The organism is Caballeronia sp. AZ10_KS36, from assembly GCF_023631105.1.
GTDB lineage: Bacteria > Pseudomonadota > Gammaproteobacteria > Burkholderiales > Burkholderiaceae > Caballeronia.
The window spans coordinates 488,224-505,700 of the sequence record NZ_JALQDQ010000001.1 but is presented as its reverse complement, the minus strand read 5'-3'; the positions used below and the strand labels follow the sequence as shown (position 1 = coordinate 505,700).

Annotated in this window: 14 protein-coding genes; 5 read left to right on the top strand and 9 right to left on the bottom strand. The window is 61.8% G+C overall.

The window, feature by feature from the left end; genetic code table 11:
- Positions 1-64: 64 nt before the first annotated feature.
- The 4 genes from gshB to NCR35_RS02370 form a co-directional block, all read right to left on the bottom strand.
- On the bottom strand, positions 65-1,021 hold the full coding sequence (gene gshB, locus NCR35_RS02385; RefSeq protein ID WP_250532874.1) for a glutathione synthase: 957 nt from the start codon (positions 1,019-1,021) through the stop codon (positions 65-67).
- 50 nt (positions 1,022-1,071) lie between these two features.
- Complete coding sequence (gene gshA, locus NCR35_RS02380; protein ID WP_175939214.1) at positions 1,072-2,361, bottom strand: glutamate--cysteine ligase; 1,290 nt, start codon at positions 2,359-2,361, stop codon at positions 1,072-1,074.
- Between the two features lie 291 nt (positions 2,362-2,652).
- Entirely contained in the window at positions 2,653-4,122 is a 1,470-nt protein-coding gene (locus NCR35_RS02375; RefSeq protein ID WP_244847751.1) for an ammonium transporter, read from the bottom strand.
- 30 nt (positions 4,123-4,152) lie between these two features.
- Positions 4,153-4,491 carry a P-II family nitrogen regulator gene (locus tag NCR35_RS02370; RefSeq protein WP_014190273.1) on the bottom strand — a complete coding sequence of 113 codons (339 nt, stop codon included), beginning with the start codon at positions 4,489-4,491 and terminating at the stop codon, positions 4,153-4,155.
- A gap of 395 nt (positions 4,492-4,886) precedes the next feature.
- Between NCR35_RS02370 and NCR35_RS02365 the strand changes: the two genes are divergently transcribed.
- Together NCR35_RS02365 and NCR35_RS02360 are read left to right on the top strand one after the other, a co-directional pair.
- Positions 4,887-5,147, top strand: a complete 261-nt coding sequence (locus tag NCR35_RS02365) for an accessory factor UbiK family protein (RefSeq protein ID WP_159835097.1) — start codon at positions 4,887-4,889, stop codon at positions 5,145-5,147.
- 97 nt (positions 5,148-5,244) lie between these two features.
- Positions 5,245-6,780 (top strand): YifB family Mg chelatase-like AAA ATPase, encoded by a 1,536-nt coding sequence (locus NCR35_RS02360; RefSeq protein WP_250532873.1) that lies wholly within the window; start codon positions 5,245-5,247, stop codon positions 6,778-6,780.
- A 364-nt stretch (positions 6,781-7,144) separates the two neighbouring features.
- Here NCR35_RS02360 and NCR35_RS02355 read toward each other — a convergent pair whose 3' ends face one another.
- Complete coding sequence (locus tag NCR35_RS02355; protein ID WP_250532872.1) at positions 7,145-7,708, bottom strand: hypothetical protein; 564 nt, start codon at positions 7,706-7,708, stop codon at positions 7,145-7,147.
- A gap of 178 nt (positions 7,709-7,886) precedes the next feature.
- On the opposite strand from NCR35_RS02355, the gene NCR35_RS02350 reads away from it, so the two are divergent.
- Entirely contained in the window at positions 7,887-8,426 is a 540-nt protein-coding gene (locus NCR35_RS02350) for a TlpA disulfide reductase family protein (protein ID WP_250532871.1), read from the top strand.
- A 48-nt stretch (positions 8,427-8,474) separates the two neighbouring features.
- Here the strand turns inward: NCR35_RS02350 and NCR35_RS02345 are convergent, their stop codons facing one another.
- Genes NCR35_RS02345 through NCR35_RS02335 form a run of 3 tightly spaced genes read right to left on the bottom strand, consistent with a single transcriptional unit; the run spans position 8,475 to position 13,129 of the window.
- Complete coding sequence (locus tag NCR35_RS02345; protein WP_250532870.1) at positions 8,475-9,815, bottom strand: sigma-54-dependent transcriptional regulator; 1,341 nt, start codon at positions 9,813-9,815, stop codon at positions 8,475-8,477.
- Between the two features lie 21 nt (positions 9,816-9,836).
- Complete coding sequence (locus NCR35_RS02340; protein ID WP_502801630.1) at positions 9,837-11,819, bottom strand: sensor histidine kinase; 1,983 nt, start codon at positions 11,817-11,819, stop codon at positions 9,837-9,839.
- 23 nt (positions 11,820-11,842) lie between these two features.
- Positions 11,843-13,129, bottom strand: coding sequence for a dicarboxylate/amino acid:cation symporter (locus tag NCR35_RS02335; RefSeq protein WP_250532868.1), 1,287 nt, complete (start codon positions 13,127-13,129; stop codon positions 11,843-11,845).
- 777 nt (positions 13,130-13,906) lie between these two features.
- On the opposite strand from NCR35_RS02335, the gene NCR35_RS02330 reads away from it, so the two are divergent.
- On the top strand, positions 13,907-15,913 hold the full coding sequence (locus tag NCR35_RS02330; protein ID WP_250532867.1) for a sensor histidine kinase: 2,007 nt from the start codon (positions 13,907-13,909) through the stop codon (positions 15,911-15,913).
- Here the strand turns inward: NCR35_RS02330 and NCR35_RS02325 are convergent.
- Positions 15,882-16,586 (bottom strand): response regulator, encoded by a 705-nt coding sequence (locus NCR35_RS02325; RefSeq protein ID WP_250532866.1) that lies wholly within the window; start codon positions 16,584-16,586, stop codon positions 15,882-15,884. The genes NCR35_RS02330 and NCR35_RS02325 overlap by 32 nt on opposite strands.
- A 208-nt stretch (positions 16,587-16,794) precedes the next feature.
- Between NCR35_RS02325 and NCR35_RS02320 the strand changes: the two genes are divergently transcribed.
- The gene (locus NCR35_RS02320; RefSeq protein ID WP_250532865.1) at positions 16,795-17,151 is read left to right on the top strand and encodes a hypothetical protein; all 357 of its coding nucleotides are present in this window, start codon (positions 16,795-16,797) and stop codon (positions 17,149-17,151) included.
- The last annotated feature ends 326 nt before the right edge of the window (positions 17,152-17,477 follow it).

The window sequence follows — 17,477 nt, the reverse complement described above, 5'->3', positions numbered from 1 at the left end:
CCGTCGGGAAGTCAATTGTAACAGTGCTGGCAGCGCGCGTTTTGCAGTGCGCCAAATGCACGGATCAGCCGACTGCGCGCTCCAGCGCGTCGATGAACATGCCCGCCACGTCGAAGCCCGTCTGATCCATGATCTCGCGAAAGCACGTGGGGCTCGTCACGTTGACTTCGGTGAGATAGTCGCCGATGGCGTCGAGCCCGGCGAGCAGCAGTCCGCGCGCCTTCAGCACCGGACCGAGCGTCTCGGCGATCTCGCGATCACGCGCCGTCAGCGGCTGCGCGCGGCCGAGCCCGCCCGCCGCGAGATTGCCGCGCACTTCGCTGCCTTGAGGAATACGCGCGAGCGAATACGGCACGGGCTCGCCGCCGATCACCAGAATGCGCTTGTCGCCCGCCGAAATCTCCGGGATGAACTTCTGCGCCATCACCATGCGCGCGCCGTTCTCGCTCAGCATCTCGATGATCGAACCGAGATTCATGCCGTCCGCCTTCACGCGGAACACGCCCATGCCGCCCATGCCGTCGAGCGGCTTGAGAATGACATCGCCGTGCTCGGCGTGGAATGCGCGCAGGCGCGCCGGGTCGCGGGTGACGAGCGTCGGCGCGACGAATTGCGGCCATTCGGCAATGGCGAGCTTCTCCGAATGATCGCGAATGGCCTGCGGTTTGTTGAACACGCGCGCGCCCGAGCGCTCGGCGATTTCAAGCAGCCAGGTCGCGTTCACGTATTCGAGGTCGAACGGCGGGTCCTTGCGCATGAGCACCGCGCCGAATTTCGCGAGCGGCAGATTCTCGGGTTCCGCCGCCGAAAACCACGGCGAGCGGGCGCTGTCCGCTTCGTCGCCGACAATCTCGATGCGGCGCACGCTCGCCTCGACCGCGCTGCCCGTCCACGCGAGATGCTGCGGCTCGCACGCGTAGAGCACGTGACCGCGGCGCGCGGCCTCGGCCATCATCGCGTAGGTCGTGTCCTTGTAGATCTTGAAGTGATCGAGCGGGTCGGCGATAAAAAGAATGTCCATGGTCTTCGCTTGGGTTCACGCGGCCTGCGAGCTTACCGCAAGCCGCGCGCTTACACCTGAATGGCTTCCGGATCGGTCTTTTCGAGTTCCACGGACGCCGCGAGCAGCCCGAGCCGCGCCACGACGCCGTACATGTAGAAGCGGTTCGGCGGCGCGGCGCCCGGCTTCGCGTGCGCGTCCGGCAGCGCCGTGTGCTCGAAGCCGAGCGGCACGAAATGCATGCCCGGCGCGTTCAGATTCTGATCGCGCTCGCGAGAATCGTGCACGCGATAAAAGCCGCCGACGACATACCGGTCGATCATATACACGACCGGCTCCGCCACCGCGTTCTCCACGCGCTCGAACGTATGCACGCCTTCCTGCACGATCACGTCGTGCACTTGCAGGCCGTCCTTCGCGTCGTTCATCTTCGCGCGCTCGCGCTTGGTGAGCGCGGCCACTTCGCTTGCGTCGTGCACGGTCATCACGCCCTTGCCGTACGTGCCGGCGTCCGCCTTGATCACCACGTACGGCTTCTCGCTGATGCCGTATTCGCGGTACTTCTTCGCAATCTTCTTGATGACGCCGTCGATGGCGTCGGCGAGCGCCTCTTCGCCCGTGCGCGCCTCGTAGTCCACGCCTTCCACATGCGCGAAGTACGGGTTCACCATCCACGGATCGATCTCGACCATCTTCGCGAACTTCTTCGCCACGTCGTCATAGCAGGCGAAGTGCGTCGATTTGCGGCGCACGGCCCAGCCCGCATGCAGCGGGGGCAGCAGATACTGCTCGTGCAAGTTCTCAAGAACTGGCGGAATACCCGCCGAAAGGTCGTTGTTGAGCAGAATCGAGCAGGGATCGAAGTTCTTCAGCCCGAGCCTGCGCGGCGTGCGTTCGAGCGGCTCCAGCACGATCTTCTGGCCATCGGCGAGCGGAATCGTCACCGGACCGTGGATGTTTTCATCGAGCGTGCCGAAGCGGACGTTGAGTCCCGCCTGCCGCATGATGGTCGCGAGCCGCGCGACGTTTTCCAGATAGAACGCGTTGCGCGTGTGGCGCTCCGGAATCACGAGCAGATTCTTCGCGTCGGGACAGATCTTCTCGATGGACGCCATGGCCGCCTGCACGGCGAGCGGCAGCACTTCCTGCGGCAAATTGTTGAATCCGCCGGGAAAGAGGTTGGTGTCGACGGGCGCGAGCTTGAACCCTGCGTTGCGCAGATCGACGGAACAATAAAACGGCGGCGTGTGCTCTTGCCATTCGAGACGGAACCACCGCTCGATGGCGGGCGTGGCCTCGAGGATTTTCCGCTCGAGATCGAGCAGAGGGCCACTCAACGCCGTAACTAAGTGCGGGACCATTGATTTCTCGCGGACAGCTTTGCACGGGACCGGAACAATATGTCCGGCCGATAGAAGACCAAAGATTGTAGAGCAATTGTTTTGCCTAATTGGGGATGAGCCGCCAATTACCAAGGTCTCCTGCGCCCCGTCCGGCAATGCGCGACGACCTCCCATGGACGAAACCCCGACGCGCAGTGTTTATTCCTTTTCCAAACGAAAAAAACCCGCCATGAAGGCGGGCCAAGTCGCTGCGCTCGTTCTTGTAGCCGCTGCGCGCGCGGTTGGTCCGCGCACGCTGCGGCACATTCGTCATTCGACGTGTTCGCCGTGCAGCGTCACGTCGAGACCTTCGCGTTCCTGTTCTTCCGTCACGCGCAGGCCCATGGTCATGTCGATGATCTTCAGCAGGACAAAGCTCACGACGCCCGAGTAGATCAGCGTGATGAGCACGCCCTTCGCCTGCACGAGCACCGAACCGTCGAAGCCGCCGATGTCCTTCACCGCGAACACGCCCGTCAGCAGCGCGCCGATAATGCCGCCGACGCCGTGCACGCCGAACGCATCCAGCGAGTCGTCGTAGTTGAACTTGTGCTTGAGCCACGTGGCCGACCAGAAGCAGACGACGCCCGCGACGATGCCGATCACAATCGCGCCCGTCACGCCGACGAAGCCCGATGCAGGCGTCACCGCGACGAGACCCGCCACCGCGCCCGAAATGATGCCGAGCACCGACGGCTTGCCCTTCGTGAGCCACTCCGCGAACATCCAGCCGAACGCGGCGAACGCGGTGGCGATTTGCGTGGTGAGCATCGCGAAGCCGGCACGGCCGTCAGCCGCGACCGCCGAACCTGCGTTGAAGCCGAACCAGCCGACCCACAGCATCGACGCGCCGATCAGCGAGAGCACGAGGTTATGCGGCGCCATGACTTCGCGGCCATAGCCGACACGCTTGCCGAGCACGAGACAGCACATCAGACCCGCGATACCCGCGTTGATGTGCACCACCGTGCCGCCCGCGAAGTCGAGCACGCCTGCCGTTGCCAGCCAGCCGGTCGGTTCCCAGACCATGTGCGCGATCGGCGAGTAGACGATCAGCGACCACAGCGCCATGAACACGAGCATCGCGGAGAACTTCATGCGGTCGGCGAACGCGCCGGTGATGAGCGCGGGCGTGATGATCGCGAACGTCAACTGGAACGCGAAGTAGACCGACTCCGGAATGGTCGAGGCGAGATGGCTGACGGTGAGCGTCGTCGCCTTGTCGCCCTTGATGTAGGCCATGCCGTGCAGGAACACGCGCGAGAAGCCGCCGATGAACGACCCGCCCGGCGTGAACGCGATGCTGTAGCCCACGACCGTCCAGAGGATCGTCACGAGACAGCAGATCGCAAAGCTCTGCATCGCGGTCGCGAGCACGTTCTTCTTGCGCACCATGCCCGCGTAGAAGAGCGCGAGACCGGGGATCGTCATGAACAGCACGAGCGCGACCGAGGTCAGCATCCACGCGGTATCGCCCGAACTGATCTTCGATGAATCGACCGAGAACGGCTCGGTCGGCGCGGCGGGCGCAGCTTCGGAGGCGCCCGATGCAGCAGCGGCGGCTTCTGCCGACGAAGCCATCGCCGTGTTGGCGCTGGCGGGTGCGCTTGCCGTTGAAGCAGCGTCGGACGCGGGTGCCGAGGCGGCGACCGGAGCGGACGCGTCCTCTGCGAGTGCGGTGCCGACATTCGCGCCGATCAGCGCGCCCGCCACCATCAATGACATCAAAAAGTTGCGCATTCTTCTAGTTCCTCTTATCGCCGATTTTTCTTAGAGCGCGTCCGCGCCGGTCTCGCCGGTACGAATGCGAATCACCTGTTCGATTGCGGTGACGAAGATCTTGCCGTCGCCGATCTTGCCCGTGCGTGCCGCGCGTTCGACGGCTTCGATTGCCTGATCCACGATGTCGTCCGAAACGGCTGCCTCGATCTTCACCTTCGGCAGGAAGTCGACGACGTACTCCGCGCCGCGATACAGCTCGGTATGCCCTTTCTGCCGGCCGAAGCCCTTCACTTCCGTGACGGTAATGCCCGAAACGCCGATCGCCGAAAGCGCCTCGCGCGCTTCGTCGAGCTTGAACGGCTTGATGATTGCGGTGATGAGTTTCATGTGTCCCTCGCTGTGGTTGCCTTCCTTCCGCCTGCCGTTCCGCTTAAGAACGCGTTCAGAAAAGGTCGCGCCACTTATGCAACTCGTATGCCAATCGAGTACTGGTGAGGCTTTCAGCGATATTGCACGGAAAAGGGCCGCGCCCCTCTGCCGAACGGCCAACGCGCGCCGCGCGTGCTGGCGCGGGGGCAGGTTCATTGCTAGAGTGGTCGCGAGGTCCGCAAAAAGGGCTTGGACGGCCAACGCAGCCCCAAGCCGGCGCTAAAATCGCGTCGCCTGTGAGATGCCCCGGCGTGTGTTCGCGGAGCACGCGCGCGCACCAACATCGAACATTCGATGTTTCGGGGCACTGACCTAACAATGAATGCACTTATTTTGTGCAGAAGGGAGAAACGATGAAGCAGCCCAACGACGTGTTCAACGACCTGCAGCAGAAGATGAGCGAGCTATTCAAGAACTCGCCCGCGAAGGACGTCGAAAGAAACATGAAGGCGATGCTTTCTCAAGGCTTCTCGAAGCTCGACCTCGTCACGCGCGAAGAATTCGATACGCAGACGCAGGTGCTCGTGCGCACGCGCGCGCGGCTCGAAGAACTGGAAAAGCGCGTCGCGCAACTGGAGCAGCGGTTGACGAGCACCGGCGCGGCGCAAGACTAAGCCCGCCGTTTCTCTGGTACCCGGCCGGCGAGCCGTGAAGTTCTAGTCTTATTGCCGGCGCGGCCGTTTTCGGGCGCGCGCCGTTTCAGGTGAAATCATGTCGCTTGCCGTGGTACGCAGCCGCGCGCCCGCCCCTGGGCGCGCGCCGGAAGTTGTCGTCGAAGTCCATCTTGCCAACGGGCTGCCGTCGTTCTCCATCGTCGGCCTGCCCGATCTCGAAGTCCGCGAAAGCCGCGAGCGCGTGCGCGCCGCATTGCAGAACTGCGGCTTCGATTTTCCCGTCAGCCGGATCACCGTCAATCTCGCGCCCGCCGATCTGCCGAAAGAGTCGGGCCGCTTCGACCTGCCGATCGCGCTCGGCATCCTCTCCGCGAGCGGGCAAATTCCCGCCGAATCGCTTGCGAATCGTGAGTTCGCGGGCGAGCTATCGCTGACCGGCGCGCTGCGCCCGATGCGCGGCGCGTTCGCGATGGTCTGCGGCGCGGCGCGCCAGTACGCGGGCAGCGCCAGTGTTCCCGAGATATACGTGCCGCTCGCGAGCGCCGCCGAGGCCGCGCTTGTGCCGGGCATCGACGTGTATGGCGCAGCCGACTTGCCCGAGCTGTGCGCCCATCTCAATGGCGTGCCCGACGCGCGGCTGCGACCCGCGCAAGCCGCAACGCTTTCGGACGCGTCGTCCGCGCCGTCGCCCGACCTCGCCGATGTCATCGGTCATCCGGGCGCGCGGCGGGCGCTCGAAGTCGCGGCGGCAGGCGGGCATCATCTGCTGATGGTCGGGCCGCCGGGCGCGGGCAAGTCGATGCTCGCCGCGCGTCTGCCCGGCCTTCTGCCGCCTATGTCCGACGACGAAGCGCTCACGTCCGCCGCCATTCTCTCGGCGAGCTCGCTCGGCTTTGACCCGGCCCAGTGGCGGCAGCGGCCGTTTCGCGCGCCGCATCATTCGTCGAGCTCGGTCGCGCTCGTCGGCGGGCGCAATCCGCCGCAACCGGGCGAAATCACGCTCGCGCATCTGGGCGTGCTTTTCCTCGACGAGCTCCCCGAATTCGATCGGAAGGTGCTCGAAACGCTGCGCGAGCCGCTCGAAGCCGGCCGCATCACCATTTCGCGCGCCGCGCAGCAGGCCGACTTCCCCGCCGCCTGCCAACTCGTCGCCGCGATGAACCCGTGCCCGTGCGGATGGCGCGGCGACCCATCGGGCCGTTGCCGCTGCTCGCCGGAGATCGCCGCGCGTTACCTGCGCAAGCTGTCCGGCCCGCTGATGGACCGCATCGACATTCAGATCGAACTACCCGCGCTCTCGCCAGCGGAATTGTCGGCGCGCAGCGCGAAGCGTGGCGAATCGAGCGCGCAGGTCGCGGCACGCGTGGCCGCCGCGCGGGAGGCGCAATTGAGCCGGCAGGGCAAGACCAATCGCGAACTGGATGGCCGCGAAGCCGACGACGTCTGCCGCCCCGATTCCGCCGGTGAGGCGCTGCTGCGCTCGGCGGGAGAGCGGTTCGGCTGGTCGGCGCGAGCGTACTACCGCGTGCTTAAAGTGGTGCGGACCATCGCGGACCTCGCTGGCGTCGAAACGCCGGACGCGGCGCACGTCGCGGAGGCGGTCCAGTATCGGCGGGCGCTCGGCATCGCATGAGGCCTGCGACGGTTCGCGTCAGCGCAAAAATGCTTGTCAAGTCTTGACTTATGCACACCGACGCGATCCGCGCCCGACTTTCATCGGATTTGGCGCAGGCTAGACGCCTATTCCGCAGGCCATTGATTTTATTGAACTAATTAAATTGCCGTGATGTGAGGCAAAGTAACGACAGCCGCTTGTCTCGGGCTTTTGGTGGCTACCGCACACTCTTCTCCACAAAGTTATCCACAGAACTTGTGGATAGTGGAAAAAGTCCTGACAAATCCGTGGATTACCGCTCAATTCTGCGAAGCGACTTGCATTCGATTTCGGCTCAGTACGGCACTTTTAAGCCAGTACTTGCATGATTCGAGCGTCCCCTCTAAAAAAGTTTGAAGGACGTAAAGAATTGATCCGCTTGCTCGGCGGGCGGCGCTTTGTCAGAGACGATCGCCAGTTGATACACATGCGTGCCGCGTGCGACAAAACGCGCGTGAATTGTCCGCGACTCGCGCTTTTCGCCGCTTTGGCCTTCGACCTGCATCTCGCTGCCTAGCACGCGCCCGCCCGCCGCCAGGTCGATCTGCGTCGCGCGCGCTGCCGGATGCGCGTTCACGTTGCGCGCGAGGCCTTGCTCCAGGTAGTCGAGCGCCTTGCGCTGCAGCGCCGGGTCCGCGCTCGGCAGCACGACCGTGCCGACTGCGAAGACCGCGTCGTTGGCTTCGGCGGTCTGCATGCGCATGGTCATCGGCTGGCCGGCGATCTCGATCTTGCGCTCGTCCGCGCGAGGCTTGGCGGGCAGCGTCACTTCGTAGCCGTCGTCGTTGTTCATGACGGTGCGCCAGTCATAGGCGGGCGTGCAGGCCAGCAGCGCGCCGCAGACAACAGCCGCCATCGACGCGCGCCACGCGCCGAGCGCGGCAAAATGGCGCACTGCGGTCGCCATGGGGAGAAAAGCCTGCTTCATGTCCGATTCTTTGCGTGAGAAAGCATCATTATCGCGCCGCGATGCCGGGCCTTCGGTTCCGGCATGATGCCGCCGGGCGTTTGGCGCTAAAATAACCGGCACTTTCCTATTGCGGTTGCGCCGCTTACGGCGCTCGACTCTGCAATCCGAGGTTCCCATGTCCCAAACCACGCAAGATACTTCCGGCCGCGCCAAAAGCCCGCTGCGCTATGTCGTCATGGCGCTCGTCGCGGGCGTGATCGCCTGTACCGGCTACTTTGCGTTCGGCGGCCAGCAGCGCGTGCCGGACGCCACGTTCACGCTGCTGTCGGGACAGAAGATTTCGACATCGGCGGATCTGAAGGGCAAGGTCTATCTCGTCAACTTCTGGGCGACGAGCTGCGAGACATGCATGAAGGAAATGCCCGAGATGATCAACACGTACAACAAGTTCAAGGGGCGCGGGCTGGAATTCGTCGCGGTCGCCATGAACTACGACGCGCCGATGTACGTCAGCAATTACGCGCAGACGCGCAACCTGCCGTTCAAGGTCGCGATGGACGACGGCAGCGCCGCCAAGCAGTTCGGCAACGTGCAACTGACGCCGACTACCTTCGTCGTCGACAAAAACGGCAAGATCCTCAAGCGCTATGTCGGCGAGCCGACGTTCGCGGAACTGGATGCGCTGCTGGAGAAGGCGCTCGGCTCTGCGGCGTAAGTGCAGCCCGTCTCAAGATGACGCCCGCTTATGCGGGCGTTGTCGTTTCTAGCGGTCCGAATCGCCTTTCGCGGCGAGCCCGTAACGCTTGATCTTCTCGTAGAGCGTCGCCTTGCCTACCTGAAGGCGGTCCGCCGCCACCGCGACCGCGCCGCCGCACTGCTCCAGCGTTTCCGCGATGACCGCGCGCTCGAACTGCTCGGCGCGCTCCTTGAGCGATTGCGTCGCCGTGTCGAGCGACGCGCTCACGTCGTCCATCACGCCGAGCACCATGCGATCCGCCGCGTTGCGCAGTTCGCGCACGTTGCCGGGCCAGTCGCGCTGCATCAGTTCGGCGCGCTGCCGGTCCGTGATGAGCGGCGCAGGCCGGCCGTAGCGCACGGCGGCATCCAGCAGAAAGTGTTCGAAAAGCGGCACGATGTCCTCGCGGCGCTCGTTGAGCGGCGGCAGCGTGATGGTCACGACGTTGAGCCGGTACAGCAGGTCGCGCCGGAACGTGCCGTCCGCGACATGCTCGTTCATGTCGCCCTTGGCCGCCGCCACCACGCGCAGATTCGCCTGCACCGGCTGGTTCGAGCCGAGCCGTTCCAGCACGCCGTCCTGCAACACGCGCAGCAGCTTCACTTGCAGCGAGAGCGGCATGCTTTCTATTTCGTCGAGAAAGAGCGTGCCGCCCGATGCGTGCTCCAGCTTGCCGATGCGCCGCTTCTGCGCGCCCGTGAACGCGCCCGCTTCGAAGCCGAACATTTCGGACTCGAACATCGGCTCGGGCAGCGCGCCGCAGTTCACCGCGATAAACGGCTTGTCGCGGCGCGGCGACATCTCATGCAAGCTCCGCGCGATCAGTTCCTTGCCCGCGCCCGTGTCGCCGTTGATGAGCACCGAGGCGTCCGTCGGCGCGACATTCGCGATCAGCCGCCGCACCTGTTCGATGGCCGGACTGCGCCCGATGATGCGCGGCGCGACGCCGCTCTGGTCGGCCAACTCGCGCCGCAGCGCCTGATTCTCCAGCACCAGCGTGCGCCGTTCGAGCGCGCGCCGCACCGCTTCCACGAGACGCTCGGAGGCGAACGGCTTTTCGATGAAATCGTACGCGCCGTCGCGCATCGCTTGCACGGCCATCGAAATATCGCCGTGTCCGGTGACGAGAATCACGGGCACGTCCGGCGCGCGTTCGCGGCATTGCGCGAGCAAATCGAGGCCGCTCGCGCCCGGCAGACGGATGTCGCTCACGATCACGCCGGGAAAATTCGCGTCGATGGCGCGCGCGGCCGATTCGACGCTGCCGTGGCCCGCCACCTCGAAGCCCGCTAGTTGCAGGCTCTGCACGCTCGCGCGGCGCACGAGCTCGTCGTCTTCGATAAAGATCACCTGCAAACCGGTGGTCATGTCTTGCCTCGATTCAAATGGCTACGCGCGCCGCAGCGTCAACACGAATTCTGCGCCGTGCGAGTGATCGGCGTCGGCTTGCGTGCCGCCTTCCGGGCCGTCCGCGACGATGGGCGCCACGCGATTGCGCGCGACGAGCGTGCCGCCGTAGTCCCGCGCGATCGCCGACGAAATCGCGAGCCCGAGTCCCAGCCCGTGCCCTGTCTCCTTCGTCGTGAAGAACGGCTCGAACAGGTGCGGCAACGCGTCGGCGGGAATGCCCGGCCCGTTGTCGCGCACGACGATCTCCACCGCATCCGCTCGCGCGTCCAGTTCGATCACGATGCGCGGGGCATCGCAGGAGGCGACGGCATCCAGCGCATTGCCGATCAGGTTGATGAAAATCTGCTCCAGCCGCAAATCTTCGCAGCGGACCATGATCGGCGCGGCATCGCCTTCGAGTTCCGGGGCAATGTCGAGCACGACGTCCTTCAGACGCGGCCCGAGCATGCCGAGCACGTTGCGCAGCGCCCGCGCGACATCCGTGCGCGCGTTCTTGGGCCGCGCCTTCGCGACGAAGAGTTTCAGTTGATTCGTGATCTTGCCCATGCGCTCGGTCAGCGCGGCAATGGCTTCGAGATTCTCGCGCGCGGCCGCCTGATCGCCGCGCTCGATCAACACGCGCGTGTTGTCCGAGAAACTGCGTAACGCGGCAAGCGGCTGATTCAGCTCGTGCGTGATGCCCGCCGCCATCTGCCCGAGCGCGGCCAGTTTGCTCGCCTGAATAAGTTCGTCGTGCGCGGCGCGCAGGTCCTGCTCGGCGCGCGTGCGTTCGTTCACTTCCTTCGTGAGCTGCGCATTGGCCTGAGACAAGTCCGCCGTGCGCTCCGCCACGCGCTGATTCAGTTCCGCATACGCCGCCTGCAACAGCTCGCGGCTGCGTATCATCTCGCGCACGCGCGCGCGCCGCATGCGCCAGTAGAACGCGAGCAGACACAGCGACACAAAGACGAGCGCGGTCACGACGACCGCCGTCTGCGCCGCGCTTTCGACCGGATCGAGCGGCGCCATCGTGATGAGTTGCCAGTCCGGCTCGCCGATCGAACGGCGCGTCTCCAGGAAACTCGGCGCGTTGTGTCCGCCTCCGACGCGCACGATCTGCGCGCCGCCTTCGAGCGTTTCGACGACGGACAGGGGCAGCGGCGTGATCGGCTGCTGCGCGTACTGGCGCGTCTGATACACCGACGCCTCGACGCTCTGCGGCAGCGGCCGCACCGTGTGATATTTCCACGACGGCACCGAGGACAGAAAGATCACGCCGTGGTCGTCGGTGACGAGGAGCGGCTCGGACGCATCCGCGCCTTGCAGCCATTCGAGATTCAGCTTGACGACCGCCACGCCGATCAGTTCGTGCCCGCCTTCCTGATACACCGGCTGCGAGATGTAGTACCCCGGTTCGAGCGAAATCGTCCCGAGTCCGAAGAATCGCCCGACGCCACCTTTCACGGCATCGACGAAATAGGGCCGGAAGTGATATTCCACGCCGATGAAGCTGTCCGGCCCGCGCCAGTTGCTTGCCGCGACACAGTAACCGTCGGCGCGAATCAGGTAAGTCGCCGTGGCATGCGCGCGGCGGTTGAGGTCTTCGAGATAGCGGTTCGCGCGATCGACATTGCGCGCATCGGGCGAGACGAGCACGTCCTGCACGAACGGATGGCGCGAGAGCAGATACGGCAGATATTCGTAGCGGTCGAGCGTGCTTTTCAGCGTGCTCGTCGTGCGATCGACGCGCGCCGCCGCGTTGCGCCGCAACTCGTCGATGCCGCGCTGCCGCTCGACGTGCCACGTGAGCGCGCAGCACGCCGTGAGCAGCGCGGCGAGCGCAAAGAACACGAGGATGCGGCGCGTCACGTGATGAGATTCCCGCGATTGAGAATCCCTCATTGTGGCATACGCGTTTTCTGGATAAGCCTGCCGAAACGCGCGCGGCGAAGCGTCCGCTGTCGGAGGCTTCGCCGCTCGCATGACCGCGTCCGTCCCGAGTCGCTTTAGACCGTTTCGGCCTCTTCGGTCACGTCCACATTGCGATGCAAGGCCGCGCGCAGCTTGGCGCGGTCGAGTTCACGCTCCCATGCCGAGATGACCACCGTCGCCACGCCATTGCCGACGATGTTCGTCAGCGCGCGGCATTCGCTCATGAAGCGGTCGACGCCAAGAATCAGCACCATGCCCGACAGCGGAATGGTCGGCACCACCGCAAGCGTCGCGGCCAGCGTGATGAAGCCCGCCCCGGTCACGCCGCTCGCGCCCTTCGAGGTCAGCATCGTCACTGCGAGCAGCGTCAACTGCTGGCCCCACGACAGGTCGGTGTTGGTCGCCTGCGCGATGAAGAGCACCGCCATCGTCATGTAGATGTTGGTGCCGTCGAGATTGAACGAATAGCCGGTCGGCACGACGAGACCCACGACCGAGCGCGAGCAGCCGAGCTTTTCGAGCTTCAGCATCAGTTGCGGCAGCGCGGCTTCGGACGAACTCGTGCCGAGCACGATCAGCATTTCTTCCTTGATGTACGCGACAAAGCGCAGCACCGAGAAGCCGACCATGCGCGCGATGAGGCCGAGCACGACCACGACGAACACGATGGACGTCAGATAGAACGTGCCGATGAGCTTCAGCATGGGCAGGAGCGAGCCGATGCCGTATTTGCCGATGGTGAACGCCATCGCGCCGAACGCGCCGATGGGCGCCAGCTTCGTGATGATGCCGACCATGCCGAAGAGCACGCTCGACAGGCTTTCGATGAAGCTCGTCACCGGCCTGCCGCGCTCGCCGAGATGCGCGAGCACCGCGCCGAACAACAGCGCGATCAAGAGGATCTGGAGGATTTCGCCTTGCGCGAACGCGGACGAAAGCGTGTCCGGGATGATGTGCAGGAAGAAATCGACGGCGCTTTGACCGTGCGCGGCTTTCGCGGCGTATGTGTCGATGGCCTTGTGATCGAGCGTCGCCGGATCGACGTTGAAGCCGACGCCCGGCCGCAGCAGGTGCGTCGCGAAGAGGCCGAGAATCAGCGCGAACGTCGAGACGACTTCGAAGTACAAAAGCGCCTTGCCGCCGACGCGCCCGACTTTCTTCATGTCCTCCATGCCGGCGATGCCGGTCACGACGGTGCAGAAAATGATCGGCCCGATGACCATTTTGATGAGCTTGATGAAGCCGTCGCCGAGCGGCTTCATGTCGGTGGCGAGCGAGGGATAGAAATGCCCGAGCGCAATACCGATGGCAATGGCCACGAGCACCTGCACGTACAGGACTTTGTAGAAAGGTTTCTTCACGATGGTTCCAGGCAATATCAGCAGTTGGCAATGAAAGCGCCAGCGGCGAGCCGCGAAGTGCGGGCAAGGCGGCGACGCGTGGCGGGAAACCGCGCGTGCCGGATCGCGTCGCGTTAGCGAGAGCCGCTACGTCGACGGATCAGGGTCGGTTGAGTGCGAAAGGGGGCATCGGCTTGTCTCCTTGGGTTTTATGGGCGGCTTCGCGGGCCTTGATTCCATTTATGCAAGGGTGATGCCAGTGTGAGGATGCGTCTAAGCCGTTGAAACCAAAGGCGCTGGGCCGAACGCGGGGTATCGCGGCTCCGGGTTTCCGGAAAAGGGGAGCGCGGCTGTCCGATAAGTCGGACACTCTTGAGCATTTTGCTGCCCTTTGACCGCGAGGAGTCTGCGCGGATTCTCTCCAATAGCCTCAAACTGGACATCTCGCCAGATATCGAGACCTCCGATCAGAAATCGCTTCGCTGCGCGGATGAAATATGCATTAAGTCGTCTGACGAAGAATGCTGCGGCTGCCAGCCGCGAAATGTATCGAGAAGAAAAGGGGCGAGCAGAAGCGACATGATGTTACCGCGAGTTCGGGGCCGGTCGACTCTTGCGGCGTCCAAGCTCGTAATCCGAAAAGCGACCGAGTGAGCGAAAATTGATCTGGTCAATCGTCGCCGAAGAATTGACGACGATGAGCCTTTTCCTGCGCACGTTTCTTTCCTAACATTTGCAGAAGCCCGCGATGCGTCGGTCGTCTTTATTCCGCTGAACAATAACGAGCGGGGTGACTTCATGTATAGCTTCTCTCGGCCAAGGTCTCACACAAGAGCGACTGACACGAGAGAATTCCGCTTTCGCTGGTGGATTATTTTCGCCCCGCCGCGACGCTTCGAAGCGTCGCTTGAATCGAGCTATCTGGCGTATTATGGCCCCCACTACTGCGGGTATCGACGAGCCGCAGTCGTATTATCGCTGATCACGTGGCTGATTTTCACGGGTTGGGACGTTGTCTTCGCCTTTTCTGATAGCAAATATGCACACGTGGCGGCAGCCATACTCTTACTGCGGTCGTTCGGCATCGTTGTCATTCTGAATTTCATTAAAGAATCCGGGAGTGATTCATTTAGCGACGAATTGCGAGCGAGTCGCCTTATCGTCTTGCACGGGATCGTTGTTTACATGATCATGCTGCTGATTGCTTGCATCGCACCAATCACCTATTGGGCGATCTACTTTTATTCTGGGCTGTGCCTGATTTTGATCTTTGTATATGGCCTTTCGCGGCTCCTTTCACGACCGACCATCCACCTCAGCCTCATATGCGGCTTATCCACCATTCTGGCGATGTATCTCCGCTCGACGGATCCGCAAGTCCGAAGCGCTTTTTCGGAGCCGGCGCCATACAACATGTGGACTTCTGCTAGCTATCTCTTGACGCTTATTCTGGTTGGCCTGGCCGTCGTCACCGAACTAGAAAGGACATCCCGCGCGATTTTTCTCCGCCAGCAGAAGCTCGACGAGTCCAAAGCCGAAGAGCATGCAAAGAATGTACAGCTTAGCAAGCTCAATGACGAACTGCGGGATGCGCAACTAGACCTCGAGAATAAAACAACGGCGCTAATCAAAAGCATGGAAGAACGAAGGCGTCTGGCGGAAGAGGGACATAAGGAAAAGTCCTTCTTTATTTCCTGCGCGATCCACGACGTCCGTCAACCGGCAACTGCGATGCTTACGCTGCTCCCTCCGATTCAAAAAGCCTTGGACGACAAGCAATTCGACTTGCTGGCCGCGTATCTGAAGCGTCTCAAGCAGGCCGGCCAAATCATGAATGCTTCGTTCAACAACGTTCTCGACTTCTCACGGATCGAATCCGGTCTTACGACCCCGGTCTATGAAAGCGTCAACCCTAATCGCCTAACACGATCAGTCATTGATTCCATGCGCATCGCAGCAGAAAGCTCGACAACGTGGATAAAATACAAACCCAGCAGCCACGAAGACCTGCTTATTCTAACCGACCACTCCTTTCTTCATAGGATTCTTTGCAATCTGATAAGCAATAGCATTAAATACCGGGACACGTACAAATCGCCAAAGATCGTCGTTGCAGTAGTATGGCTAAGGCATTCAGTGCGTATCGATGTTATGGACAACGGCATCGGGATCAGCGAGAAGTACTGGGGCGACATCTTTAAGCCGTTTTTTCAGATCAACAATCATCTCAACGATAACGACAAAGGAATCGGCCTGGGCCTTTCTTTGATAAACGCAATGATTTCTCGGCTCGCCGAACATCGGATAGAGTTCCGCTCAGTGGAAGGCCGGGGTTCACGGTTTTCCGTTCAAGTTCCACTCGTCAACACACCCACGGAACGCTCAACCGAGCCGTTGCCACACGAGCACACCGGAGAAGACTTGCGCGGCTTATATATCATCGGACTTGAACGCGATACGCTCGTGCGCGAGTCGCTCGTTGAGTGCCTAGTATCGTACGGCGCAATCGCCGAAGCCGCAGCTTCGTTCGAAGAATTGAACGCACTGCTCTGCGCTGTCGAAATGCCGCCCGACGCTGTTCTAATTGAAGCGATGGCGAGCCCTGCACCCCCCGATATCAGTGCGATATCCCGAGTCGCCGCCGCGTTCGACGTCCAGATTCCGCTTGTTTTTTTGTTGGACGGCGCCGGGAAACCGGCATGGGTGCCCGAATCTGCATACACCGTCGCCAAGCCATTTCTCGCCGACGAACTGGTTCATCAAATAAACTGCGCTAGTCGTCGTTATGTTCAGACTCGGATTTAGGCTTAGGGACAATGAGATTACGTCGCGAGACCTCCAGAATCAATTCCGTTCTTCGAGTAACACCGAATAACCTGAAAAGCGAGGGATTGTAGTCTTTTCGAACCGTATCTTCCGCTACGCCCATTTTTCGAGCGATCAATTTGTTGGGCAGGCCTTGGCAAAGGTAATACAAAGCCTCGAGCTTTCTTCCGTGAAGTCCGAGTGAGTCGGTTAACGTAGGCATGGGTGGAACGGAGACATTTGGCGAAAACGCGCCGCGGCCGAGGGCTGTGGCCGGAAGAAAGATTCCCCCCTCAAAAACAATTTGCAGTGCTTTCTCGAAAACTCCCGTTGCATCCATCTCTTTTGTGATGTAACCGGATGCGCCGGCGTCGATACATGCAAGAATTATCTCGCGCTCTCTATGTGAAGACAGAATGATGGCACGAGTGTCGACTTCCATTCGTCTTATTGCTTTCAGCACATCCAAGCCATTGTGCTGATCACGAAGGTTATAGTCGAGGAATGCGATGTGAAAACATGACTCCGCGAGTCGGTTGATGGCCTCCTGATAAGAGCCAGCTTCCTGAATCTGTGCTCTCGGCGCGGCCATCTGAATTAGGGCCTTCGTGCCGGCGCGCTGAATGCCTTCGTCTTCGAGTAGTAGCACATTCAACGGTGCGTCGGAATGCATTTTCGTTCCTCTCGTCGTATAGGCAGTGTACATCCAGAGTCGTGCAGCCGAAATCCGACAAATGTCCTATCGACGAGAATGACGTCGGTCGTTCGTCTCATGACATCTTTCCCGCCATTGAATGACAAATGGGGGATTTCACTGAGGCCGCCCAAATCCGAATATGCCCACGTCGGCACTATCACCGACGAAACCTAGGAGAATGGAAATGAACCGGCTAATTCTTATCAAGACGCTGACTGTGTTTGCGGCTGTGGCGAGTTTGGGCATGTCTCCGTGCGCCCACGCCAGCTTCGACAAGGAGATTCAGCTTTTGAATCGTTCGAGCGATACCATCAGCCAATTTTATGCTTCGCACGTTTATGACCAGTACTGGGGCCCCGACCTTCTCGGCCCGGAAGTGCTCGGACCGCACTCGTCGACAATTGTCGATACCGACGACGGAAGAATCGGGTGCATGTACGACTTTCGGGCCGTGATGGAAAGTGGGCGTGTGATCGACCGTCGCAACATCGATGTTTGCGAGATCTATCAATACACATTCCGACCCATTGATCTGCACTGATTTTCCATGCAGCGAGCGGGCGTCCTACTATACATAAAGTCCGGAGCAGGACGCTCGCTGCGAGGCTGTGGATTCGCGTCGAGGACCGGGTGATTCGTAACGTCCCAGAGGGACTGACGGTACTTGAAAGAATCAGCAGATCAATCAGGAAGAACTGCCTCGCGTGCTTTTTTTTTGTTCATCCAGATTTGGGGCGTCGGAGTTCTTTAGCGGCGAAGGAAAAGCTGTCTAGATGCGCGGACTACAGCAATGGCGACTGCTTCGACGAGCCGTCGCTGTGCCTCGATCCCGCCCCGCCAGCGCATTCTCGTGCGCGTCAACCGCAA